The 23213-nt window shown below is 70.5% G+C and carries 27 protein-coding genes; 16 read left to right on the plus strand and 11 right to left on the minus strand.

The window, feature by feature from the left end; translation table 11 throughout:
- Positions 1-62 precede the first annotated feature (62 nt).
- Complete coding sequence (locus KIT14_02235) at positions 63-1628, plus strand: sigma 54-interacting transcriptional regulator (GenBank protein ID MCW5889350.1); 1566 nt, start codon at positions 63-65, stop codon at positions 1626-1628.
- Between the two features lie 5 nt (positions 1629-1633).
- Here KIT14_02235 and KIT14_02240 read toward each other — a convergent pair whose 3' ends face one another.
- Positions 1634-2197 (minus strand): tetratricopeptide repeat protein, encoded by a 564-nt coding sequence (locus tag KIT14_02240; GenBank protein MCW5889351.1) that lies wholly within the window; start codon positions 2195-2197, stop codon positions 1634-1636.
- Positions 2198-2814: 617 nt separating this feature from the next.
- Between KIT14_02240 and KIT14_02245 the strand changes: the two genes are divergently transcribed.
- The 8 genes from KIT14_02245 to pgeF are packed head-to-tail and all read left to right on the plus strand — an operon-like array spanning position 2815 to position 8158.
- Complete coding sequence (locus tag KIT14_02245) at positions 2815-3042, plus strand: hypothetical protein (protein ID MCW5889352.1); 228 nt, start codon at positions 2815-2817, stop codon at positions 3040-3042.
- A gap of 48 nt (positions 3043-3090) precedes the next feature.
- Complete coding sequence (locus tag KIT14_02250; protein ID MCW5889353.1) at positions 3091-3471, plus strand: CBS domain-containing protein; 381 nt, start codon at positions 3091-3093, stop codon at positions 3469-3471.
- A gap of 8 nt (positions 3472-3479) precedes the next feature.
- Complete coding sequence (gene lhgO, locus KIT14_02255; GenBank protein MCW5889354.1) at positions 3480-4697, plus strand: L-2-hydroxyglutarate oxidase; 1218 nt, start codon at positions 3480-3482, stop codon at positions 4695-4697.
- Positions 4698-4751: 54 nt separating this feature from the next.
- Positions 4752-5321, plus strand: a complete 570-nt coding sequence (locus KIT14_02260; protein ID MCW5889355.1) for an SIS domain-containing protein — start codon at positions 4752-4754, stop codon at positions 5319-5321.
- The gene (locus tag KIT14_02265; GenBank protein ID MCW5889356.1) at positions 5318-6094 is read left to right on the plus strand and encodes an SAM-dependent chlorinase/fluorinase; all 777 of its coding nucleotides are present in this window, start codon (positions 5318-5320) and stop codon (positions 6092-6094) included. Before KIT14_02260 ends, KIT14_02265 begins: the two co-directional genes overlap by 4 nt.
- Entirely contained in the window at positions 6085-7011 is a 927-nt protein-coding gene (locus tag KIT14_02270) for a site-2 protease family protein (GenBank protein ID MCW5889357.1), read from the plus strand. Before KIT14_02265 ends, KIT14_02270 begins: the two co-directional genes overlap by 10 nt.
- A gap of 10 nt (positions 7012-7021) precedes the next feature.
- Positions 7022-7474 carry a dCMP deaminase family protein gene (locus KIT14_02275; GenBank protein ID MCW5889358.1) on the plus strand — a complete coding sequence of 151 codons (453 nt, stop codon included), beginning with the start codon at positions 7022-7024 and terminating at the stop codon, positions 7472-7474.
- Positions 7475-7486: 12 nt separating this feature from the next.
- Positions 7487-8158, plus strand: coding sequence for a peptidoglycan editing factor PgeF (gene pgeF / locus KIT14_02280; protein MCW5889359.1), 672 nt, complete (start codon positions 7487-7489; stop codon positions 8156-8158).
- Here the strand turns inward: pgeF and KIT14_02285 are convergent.
- Positions 8142-9008, minus strand: coding sequence for a 2-oxo acid dehydrogenase subunit E2 (locus tag KIT14_02285; GenBank protein MCW5889360.1), 867 nt, complete (start codon positions 9006-9008; stop codon positions 8142-8144). The genes pgeF and KIT14_02285 overlap by 17 nt on opposite strands.
- A 143-nt stretch (positions 9009-9151) precedes the next feature.
- Here KIT14_02285 and KIT14_02290 point away from each other — a divergent pair, with 143 nt between their 5' ends.
- The 5 genes from KIT14_02290 to KIT14_02310 all read left to right on the plus strand — a co-directional run bounded on the left by KIT14_02290 (position 9152) and on the right by KIT14_02310 (position 12992).
- Positions 9152-9430 carry a hypothetical protein gene (locus tag KIT14_02290; protein MCW5889361.1) on the plus strand — a complete coding sequence of 93 codons (279 nt, stop codon included), beginning with the start codon at positions 9152-9154 and terminating at the stop codon, positions 9428-9430.
- Between the two features lie 24 nt (positions 9431-9454).
- Positions 9455-10069: an RlmE family RNA methyltransferase gene (locus KIT14_02295; protein ID MCW5889362.1), complete on the plus strand. Its 615-nt coding sequence runs from the start codon at positions 9455-9457 to the stop codon at positions 10067-10069.
- Positions 10070-10549: 480 nt separating this feature from the next.
- Positions 10550-11389: a hypothetical protein gene (locus tag KIT14_02300; protein ID MCW5889363.1), complete on the plus strand. Its 840-nt coding sequence runs from the start codon at positions 10550-10552 to the stop codon at positions 11387-11389.
- A gap of 14 nt (positions 11390-11403) precedes the next feature.
- Positions 11404-12183, plus strand: a complete 780-nt coding sequence (gloB, locus tag KIT14_02305) for a hydroxyacylglutathione hydrolase (protein ID MCW5889364.1) — start codon at positions 11404-11406, stop codon at positions 12181-12183.
- Between the two features lie 20 nt (positions 12184-12203).
- Entirely contained in the window at positions 12204-12992 is a 789-nt protein-coding gene (locus tag KIT14_02310; protein ID MCW5889365.1) for an enoyl-CoA hydratase/isomerase family protein, read from the plus strand.
- 6 nt (positions 12993-12998) lie between these two features.
- Here KIT14_02310 and KIT14_02315 read toward each other — a convergent pair whose 3' ends face one another.
- Entirely contained in the window at positions 12999-15056 is a 2058-nt protein-coding gene (locus KIT14_02315; protein MCW5889366.1) for a thioredoxin domain-containing protein, read from the minus strand.
- Positions 15057-15368: 312 nt separating this feature from the next.
- Here KIT14_02315 and KIT14_02320 point away from each other — a divergent pair, with 312 nt between their 5' ends.
- Positions 15369-15782, plus strand: a complete 414-nt coding sequence (locus KIT14_02320; GenBank protein ID MCW5889367.1) for a septal ring lytic transglycosylase RlpA family protein — start codon at positions 15369-15371, stop codon at positions 15780-15782.
- Between the two features lie 25 nt (positions 15783-15807).
- Here KIT14_02320 and purM read toward each other — a convergent pair whose 3' ends face one another.
- From purM to hemL, 8 genes are all read right to left on the minus strand, one after another.
- Entirely contained in the window at positions 15808-16887 is a 1080-nt protein-coding gene (gene purM / locus KIT14_02325; GenBank protein ID MCW5889368.1) for a phosphoribosylformylglycinamidine cyclo-ligase, read from the minus strand.
- A gap of 206 nt (positions 16888-17093) precedes the next feature.
- A complete protein-coding gene (locus KIT14_02330; protein ID MCW5889369.1) occupies positions 17094-17411 on the minus strand; it encodes a hypothetical protein in 318 nt (105 codons plus the stop codon).
- A 301-nt stretch (positions 17412-17712) separates the two neighbouring features.
- Complete coding sequence (locus KIT14_02335; GenBank protein ID MCW5889370.1) at positions 17713-18582, minus strand: ParB/RepB/Spo0J family partition protein; 870 nt, start codon at positions 18580-18582, stop codon at positions 17713-17715.
- A gap of 113 nt (positions 18583-18695) precedes the next feature.
- Positions 18696-19007, minus strand: coding sequence for an ATP synthase F0 subunit C (locus KIT14_02340; protein MCW5889371.1), 312 nt, complete (start codon positions 19005-19007; stop codon positions 18696-18698).
- A gap of 91 nt (positions 19008-19098) precedes the next feature.
- Positions 19099-19782 (minus strand): F0F1 ATP synthase subunit A, encoded by a 684-nt coding sequence (gene atpB, locus KIT14_02345; protein MCW5889372.1) that lies wholly within the window; start codon positions 19780-19782, stop codon positions 19099-19101.
- Positions 19782-20132, minus strand: a complete 351-nt coding sequence (locus KIT14_02350) for a hypothetical protein (protein ID MCW5889373.1) — start codon at positions 20130-20132, stop codon at positions 19782-19784. The genes atpB and KIT14_02350 overlap by 1 nt, the downstream gene beginning before the upstream one ends.
- Entirely contained in the window at positions 20116-20328 is a 213-nt protein-coding gene (locus tag KIT14_02355; GenBank protein MCW5889374.1) for an AtpZ/AtpI family protein, read from the minus strand. The genes KIT14_02350 and KIT14_02355 overlap by 17 nt, the downstream gene beginning before the upstream one ends.
- A 23-nt stretch (positions 20329-20351) precedes the next feature.
- Complete coding sequence (hemL, locus tag KIT14_02360) at positions 20352-21698, minus strand: glutamate-1-semialdehyde 2,1-aminomutase (protein ID MCW5889375.1); 1347 nt, start codon at positions 21696-21698, stop codon at positions 20352-20354.
- A gap of 54 nt (positions 21699-21752) precedes the next feature.
- Between hemL and dnaA the strand changes: the two genes are divergently transcribed.
- Positions 21753-23114 carry a chromosomal replication initiator protein DnaA gene (dnaA, locus tag KIT14_02365; protein MCW5889376.1) on the plus strand — a complete coding sequence of 454 codons (1362 nt, stop codon included), beginning with the start codon at positions 21753-21755 and terminating at the stop codon, positions 23112-23114.
- Positions 23115-23213: the final 99 nt, after the last annotated feature.

Below are 23213 nucleotides of genomic sequence, written 5' to 3' on the forward strand. Positions count from 1 at the left end.
GCACCGCGGAGCGCCTGTCCCACGTTGAAGGCCGCGCCGCTCGCAGGCTAGCATCGCCGCTCATGGCTCGTGAGGCCGACCGCCTGCGGCTGCTCCACGAGCTCGGATGCGCCTTCGCGGCCCGGACCGAGCTCGACGAGCTCATGCCGCTCATCGTCGAGCGTTGCCGCACCGTGCTCGACTGCGACGGCGTCGCCGTCCTGCTGCACGATCCCGAGCAGAACGAGTTCTACTTCCCGTACACGGCCAGCGATCCCAGCGTCGCCGCCGAGCTGGCGACGCTGCGCTTCCCCGCCGAGCACGGCATCGCCGGCGCCGTCTTCCGCAGCGGCCATCCGCAGCGGGTCGACGACGTCTCGCGGGACACCCGCTTCTGGCCGGGCGTCGATCACCGCACGGGCGCGGTCACACGCAACCTCCTCGCCGCACCGTTGACGACGGCGCGCGGCACCATCGGCGTCATAGAGGTCATCAACCGCCACGGCGGCGACTTCACCGACGACGACCTCGCGCTGCTCGAGGCGCTCGGCGGCAGCGTCGCCGTCGCGCTCGAGAACGCGCGGCTGTGGGAGGAGCTGCGCGCTTCCGAGGAGCGGTTGCGCGCGCAGGTGGTGGCGCTGCGGCGCGACCTCGCCCGGCGCGACCGCTTCGTCGAGATCGTCGGCACCACGCCTGCCATGGCGGAGGTATTCCGGCTGATGGAGAGCGCGGCGCCGGCGGCGATCGCGGTGCTGGTCGAGGGCGAGACCGGCACCGGCAAGGAGCTCGTCGCGCGCGGCATCCATCGCGCCAGCCCGCGCGCGGACCGGCCGTTCCTCGCCGTCAACTGCGCTGCGTTCACCGAGACGCTGCTCGAGAGCGAGCTCTTCGGCCACCGCCGCGGCGCCTTCACCGGCGCGGACCGCGACCGGCGCGGGCTGTTCGAGGCGGCGGACGGCGGCACCGTCTTCCTGGACGAGGTCGGCGAGATGCCGTTCCCGATGCAGGCGAAGCTGCTGCGCGTCCTCCAGGAGGGCGAGGTGACGCCGCTGGGCGACGCCCGCCCGCGGCGGGTCGACGTCCGCGTCGTGTCGGCGACCAACCGCGAGCTCTCCGGCGAGGTCGCACGCGGCACCTTCCGACAGGACCTCTTCTACCGCCTGGCCGCCTTCCCGATCCGCCTGCCGCCGCTGCGCGAGCGGCGCGACGACATTCCCGTGCTCGCGCAGCACCTGCTGGCGGCGGCCGCGGAGCGGCAGCACAAATTCATCGCCGGGCTGTCGCCGGAGGTGCTGGGACGCCTCGTCCAGCACGATTGGCCCGGCAACGTGCGCGAGCTCCAGAACGAGATCGAGCGCGCGGTGGTCGTCGCCCAGCCGGGCGACGCGATCCAGCCGGAGCACCTCTCGCCCCGACTGCGCAGCGGCGTGCGCCCGTCGGCCGCCGCGCGACCGTCCCCCGCGCCGCCGCCGGCGACGGACGGCAACGCGACCACCGGCTCGCTGCGGACCGCGCGCGCCGCGTTCGAGCGCGGCTACGTCGCCGAGGCGCTGCGGGCGCACGGCGGCAACGTCTCGCACACCGCTCGCGCGCTCGGCCTCTCGCGCGTCATGCTCCAGAAGAAGATGAAGGAGTACGGGCTGCGCTGAGCGGGTCAGGGACCGCTATGGGCCACTGCCAGCGGGCGGCCGCCGTCGGCTTGGGCCAGGTAGAGGTGCGCGGCCATGTTCTCCGGATCGAGCTCGAGGGCGCGGCGGAGCAGCTCGCGGCCGCGCTCGGCGTTGCCGCCGGCGATGGCTGGCGTCTCGATCAGCGCGGCGCCCTTGCCGACGAGCGCCGGCACGTGGTCCGGGTTCAGCGCCAGCGCGCGATCGACGGCGGCGCGGGCACGGCGCAGCTTTGCGAACGCGGTGAGGGCGAACCCCTCGTCCCGCAGCTGCTTGCCCAGGGCGCAGAAGACGGCGAAGTGCGCGTCGGCATCGGCGTCGTTGGCCTCCACCGCCCGCTCCGCCGTGGCGAGGGCGCGGTCGAGGATCGCTTCGCGGGCGTCGCCCGTGAGGGCGTCGGCGCGGGCACAGAGCGCCAACGCTGCCGCGGCCCGCGGACCCGCGGCAGCGGGCGCGGCGAGCGAGAGCACCGACGCCACGACGGCGAGGAGGATGATCGTCCGCGGCGCGGCTGGGATGCAGGCGATCGGGCGTGTCGTCGGGGCGAGCATCTCGTCTCCTCCTCTGCGTGCGGACTCGTTCGGAGCCAGAAGCAAGCGCGGTGCCATCCCACTGGCACCGCGCTTCGTCGGGGGCCGGCTCGTACGAAGCTCGTTTTGTAGAACGTTCGAGCGCACCCGCCGGGCGGCGGCGGACCGCTGCCTGAGTATCGGCAGCTTCGCCGAAAAGGTGCGGCGCTACCGGGATGGCCGCGGGGGGATTCACGTCTGTCTGCGCTGCCCGCGCAGATGCGCGGGCAGGGTGCGACTGGCGCCGCGGCGGTTATCCATATAAGTCAACGGATGTCGGCTTGTTCGCGCGCGACCTCGCGCCGCTCCCCCCGGGAGCAACGCGTCCTCCCCGCTGGCAATCGCGACGACGTCTGAAGCCGCCCCGGCTGGGGCAGACCAGGAGCGCGACGTGGGTTCGAGAGAGTTTCGCCGTCCGGGAGGGGGTCGTTAGCGTGTCGACTCCGCAGCGTCCCGTTTTCCCTTCGCGCATTCCCCGTCCTCGAAGCGCCGGCTCGGACGGACCCGTTCTCGCGGTCGGCCATCGCGCCACCATTCGCTCCGCGGGCCCCGGCACCAAGGGTGCCACCCTGACGGACGAGAACGGCACCACCGCCCTTATGACGCTCGACGAAGGCACCGTCGTCGACATCGTCGCCTGGAAGCCGCGCGGCTCGGGGGGGACGCGCTACCGCATCCGCTGCACCGACGACGCGGGATGCGAGGGTTGGGTGGGCTCGGCGAACCTCGCCGCCATCCCGACGCCGCCGCCCCGACCCCGGGTCCTGCCGCCGGCGACGGCCACCCCGAAGGGTGTCACCGCGCGGCCGCGTCGCTCGACGCGCTGAACCGTCTCCGCTAGAGCCACCGGCGTGAAGGGTCACGCACGCAACCTCATGACCGAGCGGGTGACCTCGGTGGCACCCGATACGCCGCTCGACGCGATCGCCGCGACGCTCGTCGGCGAAGCGATCAGCGGCGTCCCCGTCGTCGACGCCAGCGAAGCCGTCGTCGGCATGGTGACGGAGAGCGACATCATCACCGCGCTGCTCCGTCAGGACGCCGCCGACACGCCGGCCCGCACGCTGATGTCGGCGCCGGCTATCACCATCGACGAGTTCGCGCCCACCGACGAGGTGATCACCGTCCTGCGCGAGCGGCGCATCCACCACCTGCCGGTGGTCCGTGCCGGCAAGCTGGTCGGCATCATCGCGCCGTCCGACGTGCTGCGCTACTTCGTCGAGCGCGACCTGCCCACGCCGCCCGAGGCGGGCTGACGCCGCGCGTGTCCGGCGCCCGCTTCGACGTCGCCGTCATCGGCGGCGGCATCGTCGGTCTGGCCACGGCGCTGGCGCTCGGGCGCCGGCGGGCGCGGCTCGTGGTGCTCGAGGCCGAGGCCGCGCTCGGCCAGCATCAGAGCGGCCACAACAGCGGCGTCATCCATTCCGGGCTCTACTACAAGCCGGGCTCCTCGAAGGCGCGGAACTGCGTCGTCGGACGCGACCTCATGTACCGCTTCTGCGCCGAGCACGGCGTCATGCACGAGCGCTGCGGCAAGCTCGTCGTCGCCACCGACGAGCGCGAGCTGGGACCGCTCGTCGAGCTCGAGCGCCGCGGCAACGCCAACGGCCTCCGCGGCATCCGCCGCCTCGCGGCCGAGGAGCTACGCGAGCATGAGCCCAACGTCGCCGGTATCGCGGGCCTCTTCGTCCCCGAGACGGGCATCGCCGACTACCCCCGCGTGGTCGAGACGATGGCGACGCTGGTGCGCGGGTACGACGGCGACATCCGCACGAACGCGCGCGTCGTCGGCTGCCGTCGCACGTCCGACGGCATCGTGCTCGAAACCGCGGTCGGGCCCGTCACCGCGGGCGCGCTCGTCAACTGTGCCGGGCTGCAGTCGGACCGCATCGCGCGGCTGTGCGGCGTCCCGCCGGGCCTGCACATCGTGCCGTTCCGCGGCGAGTACTACGAGCTGCGCCCGGAGCGCGCCCACCTCGTGCGCAACCTCATCTACCCGGTACCCGACCCGTCGTTCCCGTTCCTCGGCGTGCACTTCACTCGCATGGCGCGCGGCGGCGTCGAGTGCGGGCCGAACGCGGTGCTGGCGCTGAAACGCGAAGGCTATCGGCACGTGGACGTCTCGCCGCGCGACGTCGGCGACATGGTCGGCTTCGGTGGCTTCTGGCGCATGGCGGGTCGCTACTGGCAGACGGGCATGGCGGAGGTGTGGCGGTCGTTCTCGAAGCGCGCCTTCGTCGCATCGCTGCAGCGGCTCGTGCCGAGCCTTCAGATGGACGACGTCGTGCCCGCCGGCGCCGGCGTGCGCGCACAAGCGGTCGAGCCGAACGGCCTCCTCGTCGACGACTTCCGCATCGTCGAAGCGCCCGGGATGATCCACGTCCTCAACGCACCCTCCCCCGCCGCCACGGCGTCGCTCAGCATCGGCGAGACCATCGCCGACATGGCCGCCGCCCGCTTCGGGCTGCGCCACGCGGGTTGACTGTCTCGCGACGCCGCTCATACGGTTTCCAGCGTGTCGGCGAGCCAGGACGATATCCGGGCCCTCTTCGCGGAGAGCGCCCAGGTGCAGCAGACGTTCGCGGCCGAGCAGGCCGCGAATCTGGAGAAGGCCGTCGATACCGTCGCCAAGGCCCTGTCGGCCGGCAACAAGGTCCTGCTCTTCGGCAACGGCGGCAGCGCCGCCGACGCCCAGCACATCGCCGCCGAGCTGGTCGGCCGGCTCCAGCGCGAGCGCCGGCCGCTCGCGGCCATCGCGCTCACGACCGACACCTCGGCGCTGACCGCGATCGCGAACGACTATGGCTACGACGAGGTGTTCGCGCGCCAGGTGCGGGCACTCGGCCGGCGCGGCGACGTCGCGCTCGCGTTCTCGACGAGCGGCAACTCGCGCAGCGTGCTGAACGCCGTCGACGCCTGCGGCGAGCACGGCGTCACCACCATCGGGCTCACCGGCGGCACCGGCGGCGAGCTCGCGAAGAGGGCCGACCTCACGCTCTGCGTGTCCGCAGGTCGGAACTCGAACCGCATCCAGGAGACGCACATCCTCGTCGGCCACGTGCTCTGCGACCTGGTCGAGCGCCGCCTGTTCGGCGACGCGCCATGAGCGACTGCGCGATCACGCTCACCACCGACTTCGGGCTCACCGATCCCTTCGTCGGCATCATGAAGGGCGTGATCGCGCGGCGTGCGCCGGGCGTCGCGGTGATCGACGTCTCGCACGGCATCCCGCCGCAGGACGTGTTCGCCGGCGCGCTCGTGCTGCGCCACGCCGTCGCCTGGTTCCCGCCGGGCAGCGTCCACGTCGCGGTGGTGGATCCGGGCGTCGGCAGCGCGCGGCGGGCGCTCGCGGTCGAGATCGACGACGGCATCCTCGTCGGCCCCGACAACGGCGTCCTGGCGCTCGCCTTCGCGGACGGCGTCCGGCGCGCGGTGGTCCTCACCGAGGAGCGCTTCTTCCTCCGGCCGCGCAGCCACACGTTCCACGGTCGCGACGTGTTCGCGCCGATCGCCGCGGCGATCGCGACAGGGACGGACCTCGACGCGCTCGGGCCGCGCGTCGACGATCCAGTGCGTCTCGCGCTCCCTGCCGTCCGGCGGGAGGGAGCGCGCCTCCACGGCACCGTGATCTACGTCGACCACTTCGGCAACCTGGTGACGAACATTGCGGAGCCAGCGTTGCCAGCGGGCGCGGGACCGGTCAGCATCGCCGGCGTGACGCTGCCCCGGGTCGATGCCGCCTATGCAGCCGTCGACGCCGGGCAGCCGGTGGCGCTGATCAACAGCTGGGGGCTCCTCGAGGTCGCCGTCCGCGACGGCTCGGCCCGCACCATGCTCGACGCCGGCGTCGGCACGCCGGTCGCCGTGGGATGCGCCTGAGCTCCGTGGAGCCGCGCTCGACGACGTGGGAGCGGGCCGTACCCGGCCCGGCCGCGGCGGTAACCGCGGTCGCACGTCGCGGGCGTTTCCCGTACCTCCACCTCGTCCTTCTCGTCGTGACGGCGCTCACCACGACCGTCGCGGGGGCGCTCTGGAACGGCGCGCCGCTCGAGGCCTCGCTGCGGCTGCTGCTCGCCGGCCTGCCCTTCTCCGCGACGCTGCTCGCGATCCTGTTCGCGCACGAGATGGGGCACTACCTCCTCTGCCGGCGCTACGGCGTCGATGCCTCCCTTCCCTACTTCCTGCCGGCGCCGCCGCTCGTCTTCATCTGGGGCACGATCGGCGCATTCATCCGCATCCGCTCGCCCTTCCCGGACCGGCGGGCGCTGTTCGACATCGGTGCCGGCGGGCCGTGGGCGGGCTTCGTCCCCGCCGTGGCCGCGACCGCGTGGGGGCTCGCGCACTCGACGATCGCGCCGGCGCCGATCGAGAGCGGCATGATCGAGTTCGGCGACTCGCTGCTCACGCACTGGCTCGTCTGGATGGTCCTCGACGTCGAGTCGTCGCGGGTCGTGCTCCATCCCGTCGCCTTCGCGGGCTGGACGGGGTTGCTCGTCACGTCGCTCAACCTGCTGCCGGTGGGCCAGCTCGACGGCGGGCACGTCCTCCATGCGGTGTTCCGCGGACGGCTGCGGGTGATCTCGGTGCTGCTGATCGGCTTCCTCGTCTGGCTCGGCCTGACGCGTGCGGAGTGGCTCGTCTGGGCCGCGATCCTGACGTCCCTCCTGATGCTCGGCCACCCGCCGCCGCTCGACGACGACCGCCCCCTCGGCACCGCCCGGACGCTGGGCGCGGTGGCCAGCCTGCTGCTATTCGTCGTGACGTTCGTACCGGAGCCGATCCGGCTCCTGCCCTGACGAGGAGACCATGAGCGACCGACCGAGCTGGGATCAGTACTTCATGACCATCACCCGCCAGGTGGCCGAGCGGTCGACCTGCTGCCGGGCCAAGGTCGGGGCCGTGATCGTGCGCGACAAGAACATCCTCGCGACCGGCTACAACGGCGCGCCGGCCGGCATGCCGCACTGCCTTGACGTCGGCTGCCTCGTCTACAAGTCGACGACGCCGTCGGGCGAGGTCGAGGAGAACTGCTTCCGCACGATCCACGCCGAGATCAACGCGATCGCGCAGGCCGCGAAGAACGGCGCGCAGATCCGCGACGGCGACATCTACATCACGCACACGCCGTGCATCCATTGCTTCAAGGTGCTGATCAACGTCGGCATCCGGCGCGTCTTCTACGAGAAGCCGTACAAGCTGCATACGCTCGAGGAGTGGCGGCCCTACGCCGAGGGCGTCGAGCTGGTGCAGGTGAGCTGAGCGTCGCGCGTGGTGCTGCGTCATCCCGGGTGGACGTGGCCCGGCCTGCATCACGGCTTCCTCGGCCGAGCCGCGGCGGGCGCCGACGGATGGGACGCGGCCGCAGCCGCGGCGGGCATGCCGCTGCCGGTCGTCACGGCGCGCCAGGTGCACGGCACGGCGGTCGTCGAGGCGGCGCGCTGGGACGAGCGGCCGCCGGCGGACGCCGTCGTCACCGGCGCGCGCGGGCTTCTCGTCGGCGTCGTCACGGCGGATTGCACGCCGGTGCTGCTCGTCGATCCACAGCGCCGCCTCGCCGCGGCGGTGCACGCGGGCTGGCGCGGCGCCGCGGCAGGCGTCGTCGAGGCGGCGATCGAGGCGTTGCGCGCGCGGTTCGCCGTCGAACCGGGAGACCTGCACGCGTGCCTCGGGCCGACGATCGGCGGCTGCTGCTACCAGGTCGGGGCGGAGGTGCGCGAGGCGTTCGTCGCGCGCACCGGCGAGCGCACGGCCGCCGCGTGGCAGCCCGACGGCGATCGCCATCGCCTCGACCTGCGCGCTGCGGTGACGTCGCTGCTGCACGCGGCGGGCGTCGGCGACGTCGTGTCGGTCGGGCCGTGCACCGCGTGCGACGCGGGCTGGTACTCCTACCGGCGCGACGGCGCAGGGGCCGGACGCCAGGTCGGCGTCATAGGCTGGGCATAGCGCCCGCCGCCGCAGCCGCGGCGACCGGCCGCGGCAGCCGCAGCTCGTGCGGCTCGGGATTCTCGAGGTAGCCGCGGCATATCTGGATCATGTGGCCGCCGTGGTAGCCGTCCATCACGCGGTGATCGAGCGTGACCCCGAGCGTGATCGTGGGCTGGATCACGATACGCCCGTCGACGGCGACGACCTTGTCCTCGAGGGCGCCCATCAGGACGACCATCGGCGTACGGCTGAACGGGATCAACGGCGCCAGCGCGACGCCCACCCCGAACGTTCCGGCGTTGCTCACCATCGCACTGCCGAACTCGTCCTTCACGATGCCGAAGCGGGTGAGGTCGAGGTCGAGGTCGTAGACGAGGTAGGCGATCGACCGCATCACCCGCCCCAGGATGCGGCTCGGGATGCGGTCGAGCATGGACTTCGTGCGCTCGACCTGCTGATCGCGCCGGGCACGGATGCGCGCCACCCGCTCCTCGACCTCGCGCGCGATCTCGAGGACGCTCTTCTGGTCGGCGCTGGTGATCTTGAGGCCCGACAGCTCGGCCCCGCCGCCGGTCGCGACCTGCATGAAGATGTCCGTCGTCTCACGCAGGTAGATGCGTCCGTGCGCGACGATGCCGTTCATCTCCGGGAAGCGGGCCAGCGCGAGCGCGACGCCGCGGACCACCAGGTGGGTCAGGGTGATGTGGACGCCGGTCTCCTGGCGCAGGCGCTCCATGTAGTCGATGGCGCCCTGCATCGGGATGTCGACCAGCGCATAGGTGCTGGGGTCGCCGGTGCCATACCAGGAGTGCACCGCGAGCTTGCGCCAGCCGCGGAAGGGCTCCAGCGGCTTGAACCTCCGGCCCATCGCGCGCCGTCGTATTCCCGGGCCGTGACGCTGTCAAACTTCTGTCCGGAGCCCTCGGAGCGCCGGTCGAATCGGCTTGAGCACGCCATGGGCCGCTGCTACGGTCGACGAGGGTGCTGCGGCCCCAGGCCTGGAGGACGGACATGAAGAAGCTTCTCGTGGTGCTCGGAGTGGTGGTGGGGATGGCCTGTGCGGGTGGAACGGCGCGTGCGCACGACGCGTACAACGACGCCTACTCGCATCCGCTCTTGCTGGCGTCGTACCCGGTACATGCCGTCGGCTGGACGCTCGAGTGGCTCGTGATGCGGCCGATCCACTTCTTCGTCTCGCAGCCCGACATGGTGCCGATCTTCGGGCACGAGCCGCAGGACGATCCCTTCGGCAACTACCCGTCCTACGATCCCGTCGATTCGCCCGAGTGAGCGCTGCGGGCATCCGAGCGCCGGGTGAGCTACGAGCGCAAGGACGCCCACTACCGCAAGGCCAAGGCCACCGGCCTGCGGGCACGGAGCGCCTTCAAGCTGGAGGAGCTCGACGCCCGCTATCGTCTACTGCGGCCGGGGGATCACGTCGTCGATCTCGGTGCCTGGCCGGGCGGCTGGCTCCAGGTCGCGGCGGCGCGCGTGGGACCGCGGGGGCGCGTCGTCGGCGTCGACCTTCAGGCGATCGCACCGCTCGGACCGAACGTCGTAACCCTGAGCGGCGACATCGGTGATCCCGCCACCGTCGCGCTCGTGCGCGAGCGGCTCGGCCGCCCGGCCGACGTCGTCCTCTCGGATCTCGCACCGAAGCTCTCCGGGATTCGCGACGCCGACGAAGCGCGCGCCACCGCCCTCGTCGGCACGGTGCTCGACGTCCTGCCGATGCTCCTGCGCCCGGACGGGCGTCTGCTCGTGAAGCTCTTCACGAACCCGAGCCAGCGCGAGCTCGTCGCCCGCATCGGAACGCAGTTCCACGACGTCCGCACGACCCGACCCGAAGCCTCGCGCCGCGGCTCGTCCGAGCTGTATGCCGTCGCCACGAGCTACCGGGGGCCTGGGGATAACTTGGGGACTTACTGAAGCTCCTGGGGACGAGTCTGGGGACAGCGCGGCGGCGCCACGCGATTTCGCCTGATACCTAAGGCTCTGTGCTGACTGAGAAATCGTCACCATCGACGCATCCGAGTCGGGCGCATCCTCCGCTCCGGATGCGTTCCAGGGCCCGGATCGGCGCGTTCCCCACGGTGTTGATAAGTCCTTCGACGCAATGGGCCGCGACCGACGCGGGTTCCGTCGGGATCGCCTAGTGCACAGCCTTGTGCCGCAAGCGTACGCGGCGGCGAGCGCGCGTGTGACGCGCGTGTGACGGGCACTTCGCATACACCACTTCACGCACGGCGTTGGGACGCAATGCATCCAGCGACGCGCGCGTGATCGTCGCGCGACGGCATGTCGGCGAGAGTTGATTTTGTACGCCCTGCTTGCTCTAACGCGGCGTCGCCGCCGGCGACACGAACCGTACTCGTAGATGTGCCGCAGCGGGAGCGGAAGGAGGACGGGATGGCACGGGTCAAGGATGAGCCGTCGCGTGGAACACTCGCTGCGCTCCAGGACATGCTGACGGGAAGCGGGCAGGCGCTGCTCGACCAGGCGCAAAGCCTCGCTGGCGCCGCCGGACGAACGCTGGAAGTCGTCGGCCGCACCGCGCAGTACCAGTTCGGAACCCTGGTCGACGCCGTCGGCGAGCAGCTCGGTGAGCGTCTCGACGCCATCCTCAGCGCCTTCGCGGTCTCCATCCGCCGCGATCTCGACGACATCGACGAGCGTCTCGGGGTGCTCGAGAGCCGCCTCGGGGAACGCGACACGAACGACCTCGCCGAGGTCGTCGCGCCGGTTCGGACGCTGGCGAACAACGCCGTCGAAAGCGCCGCGGCGGCGCAGGTCCGGCTCGACGAGCTCACCGCGCGGCTCCAGGCCGCCGAGCAGCGCACGAGCGAGATCGCGCGCGAGACGCCGCGGGCCGCTCCGGTCGCGGACGCCGAAGGCGTCCGCCAGCACATCGAGCGCATCGATCAGCGCATGACCGACCTCGGACGTGAGGTCGGCGGCAAGCTCGGCGAGGTTGGAGCCCTGCGCGAGCGTCTCACCCGCGTCGAGGCGCGTGTGCTCGAATCCGGCAAGGATCAGATCGCCCGCGCCGGGGAGACGACGGGGCTGCGCGATCGCCTCGCCCGTCTGGAAGCCCGCCTGAGCGACCTGTCGCGCGAGCAGGTTGCGCGCGCGGTCGAGGCGGCCGGGCTGCGTGAGCGCGTCTTCCGCCTCGAGCAGCGCGCCACCGGCGGCGAGGCCGTCCGCATTCCGGCCGAGCAGTCGCACGCGACGAACCTGCAGCAGCCCTAGGGAGTCCAAGCCGCGTGGACGTCGTTCCCATTCCGCAGCTGAGCGACAACTACGCGTACCTCGTCGTCGATCCGGCGACGCGTGCGGCGGCGGTGGTCGACTGCGCCGAGGCAGGGCCGGTGCTGGACGCGGTGACCGCGCAGGGAGTGCGGCTGACGACGGTACTGGCGACGCATCACCACTACGACCACGTCGGCGGCAACGCCGACCTGCTCGCCACGCTGCCGAACCTGCGCGTGTACGGCTCGGCGGGCGACGCCCCACGCATCCCCGGGATCACGAACCAGCTCGGCGACGGCGATCCGGTCGAGGTCGGCAGCCTGCGCGCTCGTGCCATCCTCATCCCGGCGCACACGAGCGGCCACGTCGCCTACTATTTCGCCGAGGCCGGGGCCGTGTTCACCGGCGATACCCTCTTCGCCGGCGGCTGCGGCCGTCTCTTCGAGGGCGACGCGGCCCAGATGATGGCGTCGCTCGGCAAGCTCGCGGCCCTGCCCGACGCTACCCGCGTCTATTGCGGGCACGAGTACACCCTGAAGAACCTCCAGTTCGCACACGAGCTGGAGCCGGGGAACGAGGCCCTGACGCGCAAGCTCGCGGCCGTCGAGACGCTGCGTCGCGACGGCAAGCCGACCGTCCCCAGCACGATCGCCGAGGAAAAGGCGACGAACCCGTTCCTGCGCGTCGACAGCCCGGAGCTCTCGGCGTCGGCGCGGGTCCGGGTTCCCGACCTCCCGGCGGGCGATCGGGTGGCGCTGTTCGCCGCGGTGCGTGCGTTGAAGGACCGCTTCTGAGACGGTAGACCCTCGGCCCCATGGCCGAGAAGAGCGCCTCCCGCGAAGTCCTCAGCTCCACCGAGGACTACGTCTGCACGATCACGCTGAACCGCCCCGAGAAGCGGAACGCGCTGAACGCTTCCGTGATCGCTCTGCTCAGCCGGGAGCTGCGCCGGGTGGCCAAGGATCCGAGCGTGCGCGTGGTCGTGATCCGCGCCAACGGCCCGGCGTTCTGCGCCGGCATGGACCTGGCCGAGATGGCGGCCCAGCGTGAAGCTGGCGAGGCCGATCTCGGCGGGCTCGAGCAGATACTCGAAGACCTCGAGAGCTGCCCCCAGCCGACGATCGCCGCCGTCCAGGGTGACGCCGTCGCCGGCGGCTGCGAGCTGGCGCTCTATTGCGACATCCGGGTCGCATCCGACGCCGCGCGCTTCGGCATGCCGCTCGCGCGAATCGGGCTCGCCGTTCCCGTGACCCTCACCTGGAAACTGCTCGACGTGATCGGATCCGCCAAGACTGCCGAGCTGCTCTTCACCGGGGAGGCGATCGCCGCCGAGGCCGCACGCTCGCTCGGCATGGTGAACCGCGTCGTACCGCCGGAGGAGCTCGATTCCACGGTTCTCGGCCTTGCACGGCAGATCACGCAGAATGCCCCGTTGTCGGTGCGAACGATGAAGGCGTTCATCCAGCGAGGCATGGCGCTGCGCAAGACCGTGTCCCGCGACGACCTCGAGGAGATGCATCGTGTCGTGCGCCAGAGCGCCGATCTGCAGGAGGGCCTCGCCGCGCGACGGGAACGGCGCGCGCCGAAGTTTCGCGGCGAGTAACGGCGCTCACCCGGCACGCGGTGCGACGAGCAACGCTGCCAGCTCCTCCGGCGTATGCACCGGCGCGGCGCACGCGAAGTGCCGGCAGACGTACGCGGTGGGCTTGCCGTCGACCGTCGGACGGTCTCGTGCGGGTGCGAGCGCATCTCGATCGTCGGCATCGGCGCGAAGCAGGACCCGATTCGGCAGAAACTGCTCCGCAACGACGCGCCACAGCTCGCGCGCGCCGGGAGCGTCGCGCGGACCGACGATGACGATCTCCGTCGCGCCCTCGGACCAGCGCTCCAATGCCTCAAGCCAGGTCGCATAGCCGAACGGATTGCGGGTCGCGGCCTCGACGTAGAGCCTCAGTATCTCCTCGGCGCGCTCGCGGTACCGATCCTCGGCCGTGAGCGCGTGCAGGCGAAGCAGCGTGACCGCCGCCGTCGCATTCCCCGAGGGAATTGCACCGTCGGCGCCGCTCTTTCCGCGCGCGATGAGCGCCTCGGCGTCGTGGGCCGTGAACCAGTATCCGCCGCCCGCCGAGTCGTGGAAGCGGGCCTCGAGCGTCACGACGAGCTCGAGGGCGCGCTCGAGATGCCGTCGGTCGGCGGTCGCCTCGAACAGATCCAGACATGCCGCGGCAAGGAATGCGTGGTCGTCGAGGAAGCCGTCCTGCTTCGCCTCGCCCGCCGTCCATTGGTGCAGCAGGCGGCCGTCACGGCGCACCGAGCTCCACAGGAACTCCGCAGCGCGCTCGGCCGCGGCGACGAATCGGGGCGCGTCGACGACGCGACCGGCCTCGGCGAGCGTGCCGATCATGAGCGCGTTCCAGGAGGTCAGGATCTTTTCGTCGCGCAGCGGCGGGACCCGTCGCTGTCGCTCGGCGTAGAGTGCGGCGCGCGCCCCGGCGAGGGCGGCGAACACGTCGTCTGGAGAGCGCCCGAACATCTTCGCCGTCTGCTCCACCGTGAGGGTGGGGTGGGGAATGCTCCGGCCCTCGAAGTTGCCCTCGTCCGTGACGTCCCAGAAGCGAGTGACGAGATCGACGTCGGCGGGATCGACGACCGCGGCCACCTGCGCCGGCGTCCAGAGGAAAAAGCGCCCTTCCTCGCCCTCGCTGTCGGCGTCGGTGGCGGAGAAGAAGCCGCCGTCGCTGTGGGTCATCTCACGGAGCACGTAGTCAAGCGTGCCCTCGACGATGGATCGCAAAAATGGCTCCCGCGTCATCTGCCAGGTTTCGAGATACAGCCGCGGCAGCTGCGCGTTGTCGTAGAGCATCTTCTCGAAGTGCGGCACGAGCCAACGGGCGTCGACGGAGTAGCGATGGAAGCCGCCGCCGATCTGGTCGTACATCCCCCCCTCGGCCATGCATCGACAGGTGAGGACGACCGCGGCGAGCAGGTCGTCACGGCCGGTGGCGCGATGCTGCCGCAGCATCAGCTGGAAAATCTGCGAGTGGGGAAACTTCGGCGCGCTACCGAGCCCGCCCCACTCGGTATCGACGTGGGCCAGCAGCGCCTCGGCCGCCCGGCGCGGCAGCGACGGATCGAGAGCCATGCCCGGCGAAGTGGCTTCGTCCGACGCAGTCACGCCGGCGACGAGCTGCGCCGTCGCCTTGTCGACGTCGACACGACGTTCGCGATACGCCTGCGCGACCGCCGCGAGCACGCGCGGGAACCCGGGGAGCCCGTGCCGATCCTGCGGCGGGAAGTACGTTCCACCGTGGAACGGCTTGCGCTCGGGCGTGAGAAAAACGGTGAGGGGCCATCCGCCGCGACCGATCAGCAGCTGGACGGCGCGCATGTAGACGTCGTCGACGTCGGGCCGTTCCTCGCGGTCGACCTTGATGTTGACGAACAGCTCGTTCATCAGCTCCGCGATGTGCGCGTCCTCGAAGCTCTCGCGCTCCATGACGTGACACCAGTGGCAGGACGAATAGCCGATCGAGAGCAGGACGGGGCGATCTTCCGCTCGTGCTCGTGCGAACGCCTCGTCGCCCCACGGGTACCAATCCACCGGGTTGTGGGCGTGCTGCAGAAGATACGGGCTCGTCTCGCGCGCGAGGCGGTTCGGACCGGCCATGGAGCGATCGTACACGCCGAAAGTGACCTGACAACCCGCGACCGCGCCAACGTCCGGACGTCGTAACCAACGTGCAAGATTGTCATCCGCCTCCGTCCAGGGACGATCGGCGCCCTTGACAGCGGGTACCTCTTCGGCCAGAACGCCCCCCCGAATCTAAGTAAACATACCCACGCCGAATCCCCGAGTCGGGGAGCGGAGGACCCAGCGTTCTCTGGGGTGAATCCTGGTCAGCGGCAACGCCAGGACGGGCCATGCTCTTGGGGTCCGAACCCGTCAGCTAACTTCGCAGGCGTACGAGGAGCGGGATCCATGACGACCGTGCTCATACGAGCCGGGGGAGCGATCCCCCGGCTCTTTTTGCTTTGCCTTGGACTGGCTTTCTGCCTGACGACGGTGCCGGCCCGTGCCGATCTGGTGTCGGATGACGACTATCCGCCCGAGCGGATCGGCAAGGCATCCTGGTACGGCCCCGGGTTCGTGGGCCGCAAGACTGCCAGCGGCGATCGTTTCGATCCGAACCTGCTGACGGGCGCTCATCGCACGCTGCCCCTCGGCACGAAGGTTCGCGTCACGAATCTCAAGAACGGCCGGTCGGTCCTGATCACGATCAACGATCGTGGTCCCTTCATCCGCCATCGCGAGCTCGATCTCTCCGAGGGAGCAGCGCGCGAGCTTCAGATGAAGGGCCAGGGCGTGGCTCAGGTTCTGATCCAGCCGCTCTGACGCGCGGCGACGCTTCGCGCGACGGCTACCCGGCCAGCGTGAAGCGCCCGTCGCGTCCGACCAGACCCTTCGGTCGGACGCGGATCGTGCGCTCGGGATCGTCGGTGGCGATACCGAGCACGTGTGCCTGCACGCCGGTTTCGGCGAGCAACGCCAGCGTGCGGTCGGCGTCGCTCGGCGCAACGACGATCCCGAAGCCGATGCCCATGTTGAACGCCCGCCACATCTCCTCGTCGGGCACGCCGCCGAGCCGCTGAATCAGGCGGAAGATCGGCGGCACGTCGGGCCATCGCTCGATGTCGAAGCCGACCGCACGCGTCGTGCGCGTCAGGTTGAACAGGCCGTCGCCGGTGACGTGGGCGAGCGCGCGGACGGCAATGCCGGCGTCGAGCACCCCCAGCACGGGCCGCACGTAGATGCGGGTCGGCGCGAGCATCGCGTCGGCGAGCGTCGTGCCGAGCTCCGGCACCACCGCATCGAGCGCGAGACCGCCGGTCTCGAGCAACGCGCGGCGCGCGAGCGTGAAGCCGTTCGAGTGCAGGCCGGTGCTCTCCAGCCCGACGAGGACGTCGCCAGGGGAGACGGCCTGACCGCTCAGGACCCGATCCAGCGGCACGACGCCGATTGCCGTCGCCACCAGGTCGAAGGCATGGCCCGGACTGGTGCCGCGCAGCATCTCCCGAACCTGGGCCAGCTCGCCCCCGGGACAGTTGACGCCCGCCTCTTCGCACCCGCGCGCCAGCCCTTCGCCGAGCGGGCCCAGCAACGCCGGGTCGGCGACCTCGACCGCGATGTAGTCGACCAGACTGATCGGCCGCGCCCCGACGCAGAGGACGTCGTTCACGTTCATGGCGACGCAATCGATGCCGACCGTGTCGAAGCGGCGCGCCATTTCGGCGACCAGGATCTTGGTGCCGACACCGTCGGTCGAGATCGCGATCCCGAGGTTCGGCGCCACGGGGACCACATTGGCGAAGTAGCCGATGTCGAGGACCGGCCGATGCCCGGGCGCATTGTCGAAGGTCGGGCGGATCCAGCGCAGCAACGCGCCGAGACCACCACCGACCGATCCGACGCCGACGTCCGCTTCTGTAAGGACCGTCACGCGTGGGGCGTCCGATCGGGACGAAGGTGAGGAACCGGGCCCTCCAGCCGACGCTGGAGGGCCCGGGGGACGAGTGGTTGCTCGAGCATCATCACGTCCGCTGCGACGCGATGCCTTATCGCAGGAAAGGCCTGGGGGGGGAAGGCGATCGCCTGCTCGACTCGATCCCGCTCGTCAGAGGACCTGGTGCGATATCTCGAGCGCCGTCAGGCGCTCTTGCGCAGGCCGACCGCGCGACCGGTGATGGCGTGGCGCGAGCCGTTCACGCGACGGAACGGGAAACGCACGACCTTGCCCTCGGCTGCGGCCGAGTCGTGGCGCTGCTTCCAGCCGTTCAGGCCGCGGCGCATGTACTCGACCTCGAGGCCCAGCGCATTGCAGACGTTCACGAACGAGAACGGCCACTCGTGCTCGTCGGCCATGAACCATTCCTCGACGTCGGTCAGCATCCGCTGCGCGGTGCGGTCACGCGTCGAAGCGTACTTCTGGAACGTGCCGACCGCGTCCTCGAGGACGGCGAGCATCAGCCGCTTCTCGGGCTGAAGCGACGCATCGATGAGGACTCGGGAATAGAACTGCGAAGGGAGGACCGCCTCGGGCTCCAGTTCGACGCCGCTCCGCGATCCCGCGCTCCGCTCCTGCTGCTCTGCACGGTGCTCCATGGCAGCCCTGAGATGCCAGCAACGTGCCAGGTTCTCCGCGCGGTCAGAATCCCGTCGACACGAGGGATCGACGCTGCGACTGCCTTCCGGTGTCGAAACACGAGTAACGAAACGCCACGCCACCGGGTGAAAGGCGCAACGTGGAGTTAGCACCGATCCGCGATCAGCGCTGCGGCTCGAGGGCGGACAGGTGACGCTGGACCAGGCGCTGGGTCCGCCGCAGGATCCGGGCGACGCTGGCCTGATCGTCCGGGTCCACGCTTCGGCCCTCGTCGAGGAGCCTGCGCAGGACCCGGTTCAGGCGGCGAGCCGTCTGGAGAATGCCCTGGGCGGGCGAGCGCTCGGTGACGGCCTTACCAGCCCGCTCGGCCCGGAACTGCCGGACCGACATGACGTCCAGCTTGAGGCGCGTCCACAGGGCCATCGCCGCGTCGGGAGTCTCCTGACGCGCGACGCCCATGAGGAGCTCACGCGACAGGCCCCGTCCTTCGCGGTGGAGATCGGCCTTCACCGGCTCGGGCAGGCGGTTCAGGGACAGGGTGTTGGAGACGTAGGGACGGCTCTTGCCGAGGAGGTCCGCGACCTCCCGATGGCTGTAGCCGTGGCGCTCGATGAGCAGGGCCAGCGCCTCGGCCTCCTCGAGCGGCGCCAGATCTTCGCGCTGGATATTTTCGATCAGCGCGATCTCGAGGGGGTCGTCGCCTTCGCGGATCAGAGCCGGCAGGCGATCCACGCCGGCCAGCTGCGACGCCCGGAACCGGCGCTCGCCGGCGAGGAGCTCGAATCCCCCCTCGACGCGGCGAACCACGATCGGTTGCAGCAGCCCGCGATCGCGGATCGAGGTCGCCAGCTCCTGGAGCTTCTCTTCCGCGAAATGCTTGCGCGGCTGCTCCGGGTTCGGACGAACCGACGTGACGGGCAGCAGCGTCAGCACGGTGCGCCGCCGCCGCTGCATGGTCCCGGCTACCGCCAGAGACCGGGGGGCCGTCTGGACGGCCTCCTCGTCGTGCGCTTCAGGCACGTTCCACCACATACCGCACCTCCGCCCAACCTGGGTGTGTCATTCGGTCGTATACGGAGCAGACCACCACCACACACGAACCTGCACCGGCCGCCCCGCCCTGGGGCGGCCGGCACACGCTGCCATTACTGGATCTTGAGGAATGCGATCACGAACGGGTACAGCGCGAGCGCCTCCATGAGCGCGAGGCCCAGGAGCAGCGGCGTGAAGAGGCGATCGGTCGAAGCCGGGTTGCGCCCGATCGACTCCATCGCTGCCGCCGTGGCGCGGCCCTGACCGAGCGCGGCGCCGAGCGCCGCCAGGCCGAGACCGGCACCGACGCCGAGGCCCGTGAGGCCCTTGTCCATGCCGCCCGACGCGGCCTCCTCGGCAAGGGCGGGCCCCGCGGTCAGCACCATCGTGCCGAGCGCCAGGCCCAAAGTACGAATCATTCGCATTGCTTCTCTCCCAAGGTCGCCAAAGATGCCCTGCCTCTCCTCTTATCCTCTACCGCTCCCACCGGGCGGCGACCGCAGCGAAAACGTCGTCTCAATGCTCCTCGTGCACCGCTCCCGAGATGTAGACAGCCGTCAGCATGGTGAAGACGACTGCCTGGACCACGCAGACGAGCGTACCGAGGACATAGAAGATCACCGGAAAGCCGAAGAACGTGAGCTCCGTGAAGATGCGGATGAGCTCATGGTCGGCGAACATGTTGGCGAAGAGCCGGATGCCGAGCGAGAGCGGCCGGAAGGCGTGGCTCATCAGCTCGATCACCAGCAGGAGGGGGGCGAGAAACAGCACTGGCCCGAGGAAGTGCTTCAGGTACTTCGCCCCGGACGCCTTCAAGCCATAGACGTTGTAGGCGATGAACGAGGTCACACCGAGGGCGAACGTCACGTTGCTGTTCGAGGTCGGCGGGCTTACGCCCGGGATGAGCCCGAGCAGGTTCGACACCAGGATGAAGGCGAAGAACGTCGCCAGCAGCGGCACGTACTGCTTGTAGTGATGCCCGATGACGCCCTCGGCGATGCTCGACATGCCCTCGACGAAGGCCTCCGCGACGTTGCGCGCTGTGATGCCGTCCTCGGGCTCGATCGCCTTGCTCGTGTCGGTGAGCTTCGGCCGCACGCGGAGCGCGAACACGATGAGGATCAGACAGACGAGAATCGCCGTCGAGGTGTGCTCGGGGAGCGGGAGATGGGAGAGAAATGTGAACGGATGATGATCCATCAAACCTTCCGCATGCGGATCGCTTCACATGCCACGGCGATCGGTAGGCAGCTGACACCGATGGCGAAGCCCATCGGGTCTGGTCGGTACGCCCCTCCGTACAGCGCCAGCCACCCGAGCGCCAAAACCGCGGCGACTTTAACAAAAACGATGCCGACTGCAAGGCGAACGCGGCCTCCGCGCAGGATGATCTGCAGGCTCGCCGCCCAGATCGCCGTCGAGAAACCCACCGCCGCCCCGCCGACGAGAATCCCCCACGCGTACGGCAGCCCCAGGACCCAGGCCAGCAAGGCCACGGCGACGACCATGAGCCAGAGCGTCGCCTGGAAGCGGCTAGCGCTCGCGTCCACGGTCGACCGCCGAGAACTGCCGTGCCATCTGGACGAGGCGGACGAAGCCGCCGACCGCCCCCAGCACCGTGAGCCCGATGGTCGCCCATGGAGCGGTGCCGTAGCGCCCGTCGATCCACCAGCCGACGAAGGCCCCTCCAACGATGGCGCCGCCGAACTCGAACGCGAGCGCCAGCCCACGCGCGTACCGGGCCATGGAGGAGGACGGCGGCATGGCCGTCAGCGCGTGAGGACCCGCCGCGCTCCCTGCACGAGCCTGTCGATGTCGGCTTCGCCGTGGGCGAGGGAGATGAACATCGCCTCGAACTGCGACGGGGGAAGATACAGACCCTCGTCCAGCATGCCGCGGAAGAATCGGCCGAAGGCCTCGGTGTCGGCCCGGGTCGCCGAGGCGTAGTCCGTCACGCGGTCCACCCCGAGGAAGAGGGTCAACATCGAGCCGACGCGGTTCACACAGCCCGTGCGTCCGGCCGCAGCCAGCGCCGCGGTGAGACCTTCCTCCGCCAGGCGGCCGAGGTCGTCGAGGCGACGGTAGGCACCCTCGTTCTGACGCAGGAACCTGAGCGTCGCGATCCCGGCCGCGACGCTGAGCGGATTCCCCGACAGGGTACCCGCCTGGTAGACGGGACCGGCCGGCGCAATCTGCTGCATCAGCTCCCTGCGACCGCCGAAGGCCGCCAGCGGCATTCCGCCGCCGACGACCTTGCCGAGGCAGGTGAGGTCGGGACGGATGCCGTAGAGACCCTGAGCGCCGCCGAAGCCGAGGCGGAAGCCCGTCATCACCTCGTCGAAGACGAGCAGGGCGCCGCAGCGCGCAGTCTCCTCGCGCAACGCCTCGAGAAACCCGCCGGCCGGCGGGACCGTGCCCATGTTGCCGGCGACCGGCTCGACGATGACGGCCGCGATCTCCTGCCCCCGCTCGCGCAACAAGGTCCGCACGCCGTCGACGTCGTTGAATTCGCAGACGTGCGTCAGCGCCGTCACCGCGGACGGAACGCCCGGGCTGTCCGGCACCCCGAGCGTCAGTGCCCCGGAGCCCGCTCGGACGAGCAACGCATCGACGTGTCCGTGGTAGCAGCCCGCGAACTTGACGATGCCGTCGCGCCCGGTCGCCGCGCGGGCGAGACGCAGCGCCGACATCGTCGCCTCCGTCCCGGAGCTGACGAGGCGTACCTGCTCGACGCACGGCATGGCCTCGTTCACCAGACGGGCGAGCTCGATCTCGATCGCGGTCGGCGCGCCGAAGCTGGTCCCGAGCTTGGCGCGCTCGGCGACGGCGCGCACGACGTCGGGATGCGCGTGGCCGAGGATCATCGGGCCCCACGAGCCGACGAAGTCGACGTAGGTCTCGCCGTCGGCGTCCGTCACGGTTGCGCCGCGCGCGCGCTGGATGAAGACGGGGTTTCCTCCGACGGCACGCCAGGAGCGCACCGGGCTGTTGACGCCCCCCGGAATGACGGCGCGCGCCTCGGCGAAGAGCTTGTCGGAGGTGTCGCCCACGTTGCGCGGGTAACACGCCCCTCCCGGAGCCGCAATGAAGCCCGCACGGCCTTGCGTGGGGAGCATGGCATCGCCTACAAGGTCGACCCTTCCGGCAACGCGGCGGACACGACGACAGCGGTGGACAAGGGTCTGCGCAGCGCGCCAACGCAGCTCGAGCGGGTGTGGCGAGAGGTCCAGGAGCGCCTCGCGCTCCGGGTCAGCGCCAACGATCATCGTGATCTCCTCCGCCCGCTACGGCCGCTGGCGCTCAATGCCGTCGAGCTGCGCATCGAGGCGCCGAGCCGTCTCGTCGCGGCATGCGTGCAGGACCACTATCTCGCGCAGCTGCGCGAGGTCGTCGGCGAGATCGTCGGCGCGCGCCAGGTGACGCTCGAGGTCGCCCAGCGCAGCCAGGGCGAGCTCTTCCCCGAGGTCCCGCTCCAACGCGGCGACAAGGACGCCAACGCACGCCGCGCCGGACTCAACCTGCGCTACACCTTCTCGAGCTTCGTCGTCGGCGGCTCGAACCAGTTCGCGCACGCGGCCTGCCGCGCCGTCGCCGGTCGTCCGGGCAACCACTACAACCCGCTGTTCATCTACGGCGGCGTCGGGCTGGGAAAGACGCACCTCGCGACCGCCATCGGCCACGCCTTCCTCGAGCGCCATCCCGACGCCCGCATCGTCTACATCAGCGCCGAGACGTTCATGAACGAGCTCATCTCGTCGCTGAAGCGGGACCGCATGGAGGAGTTCAAACGGCGGTACCGCGAGGTCGACATGCTGCTCCTCGACGACGTCCAGCTCCTCGCCGGGCGCGAGCGCACCCAGGAGGAGTTCTTCCACACCTTCAACGCCCTGCACGAGCAGCGCCGGCAGATCGTCCTCACCTCGGACAAGGTGCCGAAGGACATCCCCGAGCTCGAGGAGCGCCTGCGCAGCCGCTTCGAGTGGGGCCTCATCGCCGACATCCAGCCGCCCGACGTGGAGACGCGCGTCGCCATCCTGCAGCGCAAGGCCGAGCTCGACGGCGTCGCCCTACCACCCGAGGTCGCACTGTTTCTCGCCGAGCGCATCGCTTCCAACGTACGCGAGCTCGAGGGCGCGCTCACACGTCTCGCGGCGCACGCATCGCTGCAGCACCACCCACTGACGATCGACTACGCCCGCGCCGTGCTCCAGGCGAGCCTCGCAGGCGCGGCCTCGACGATCACGTTCGACGCGATCACGACGGTCGTGTGCGAGCACTATGGGCTGCGACGACAGGATCTGCTCGGACGCCGGCGCAGCAAACACGTCGCCGAGCCGCGACAGCTCGCGATGTACCTCGCGCGTCACCTGCTCGGTGCGTCGTTCCCGCGGCTCGGCGAGCTGTTCGGACGCGACCACACCACGATCAAGCACGGCGTCGACGCCACCCGCGATCGTGTGAAGAGCAACGTCGGATTCCAGCTCATCGTCGAGCAGCTCGAGCAACGGCTGCGTCGGGAGGACGGACGGTGAACAATCCCGCTCCGCGGTGTGGACAAAGGACGGCCCGATCCACTAGGAAAATCGCCAGCGGACGCGGTTTGTCCACGACGTCCACAGGCCCTACGGCGA

Source organism: bacterium (genome assembly GCA_026129405.1).
In the GTDB taxonomy this organism is placed as follows: domain Bacteria; phylum Desulfobacterota; class Binatia; order DP-6; family DP-6; genus JAHCID01.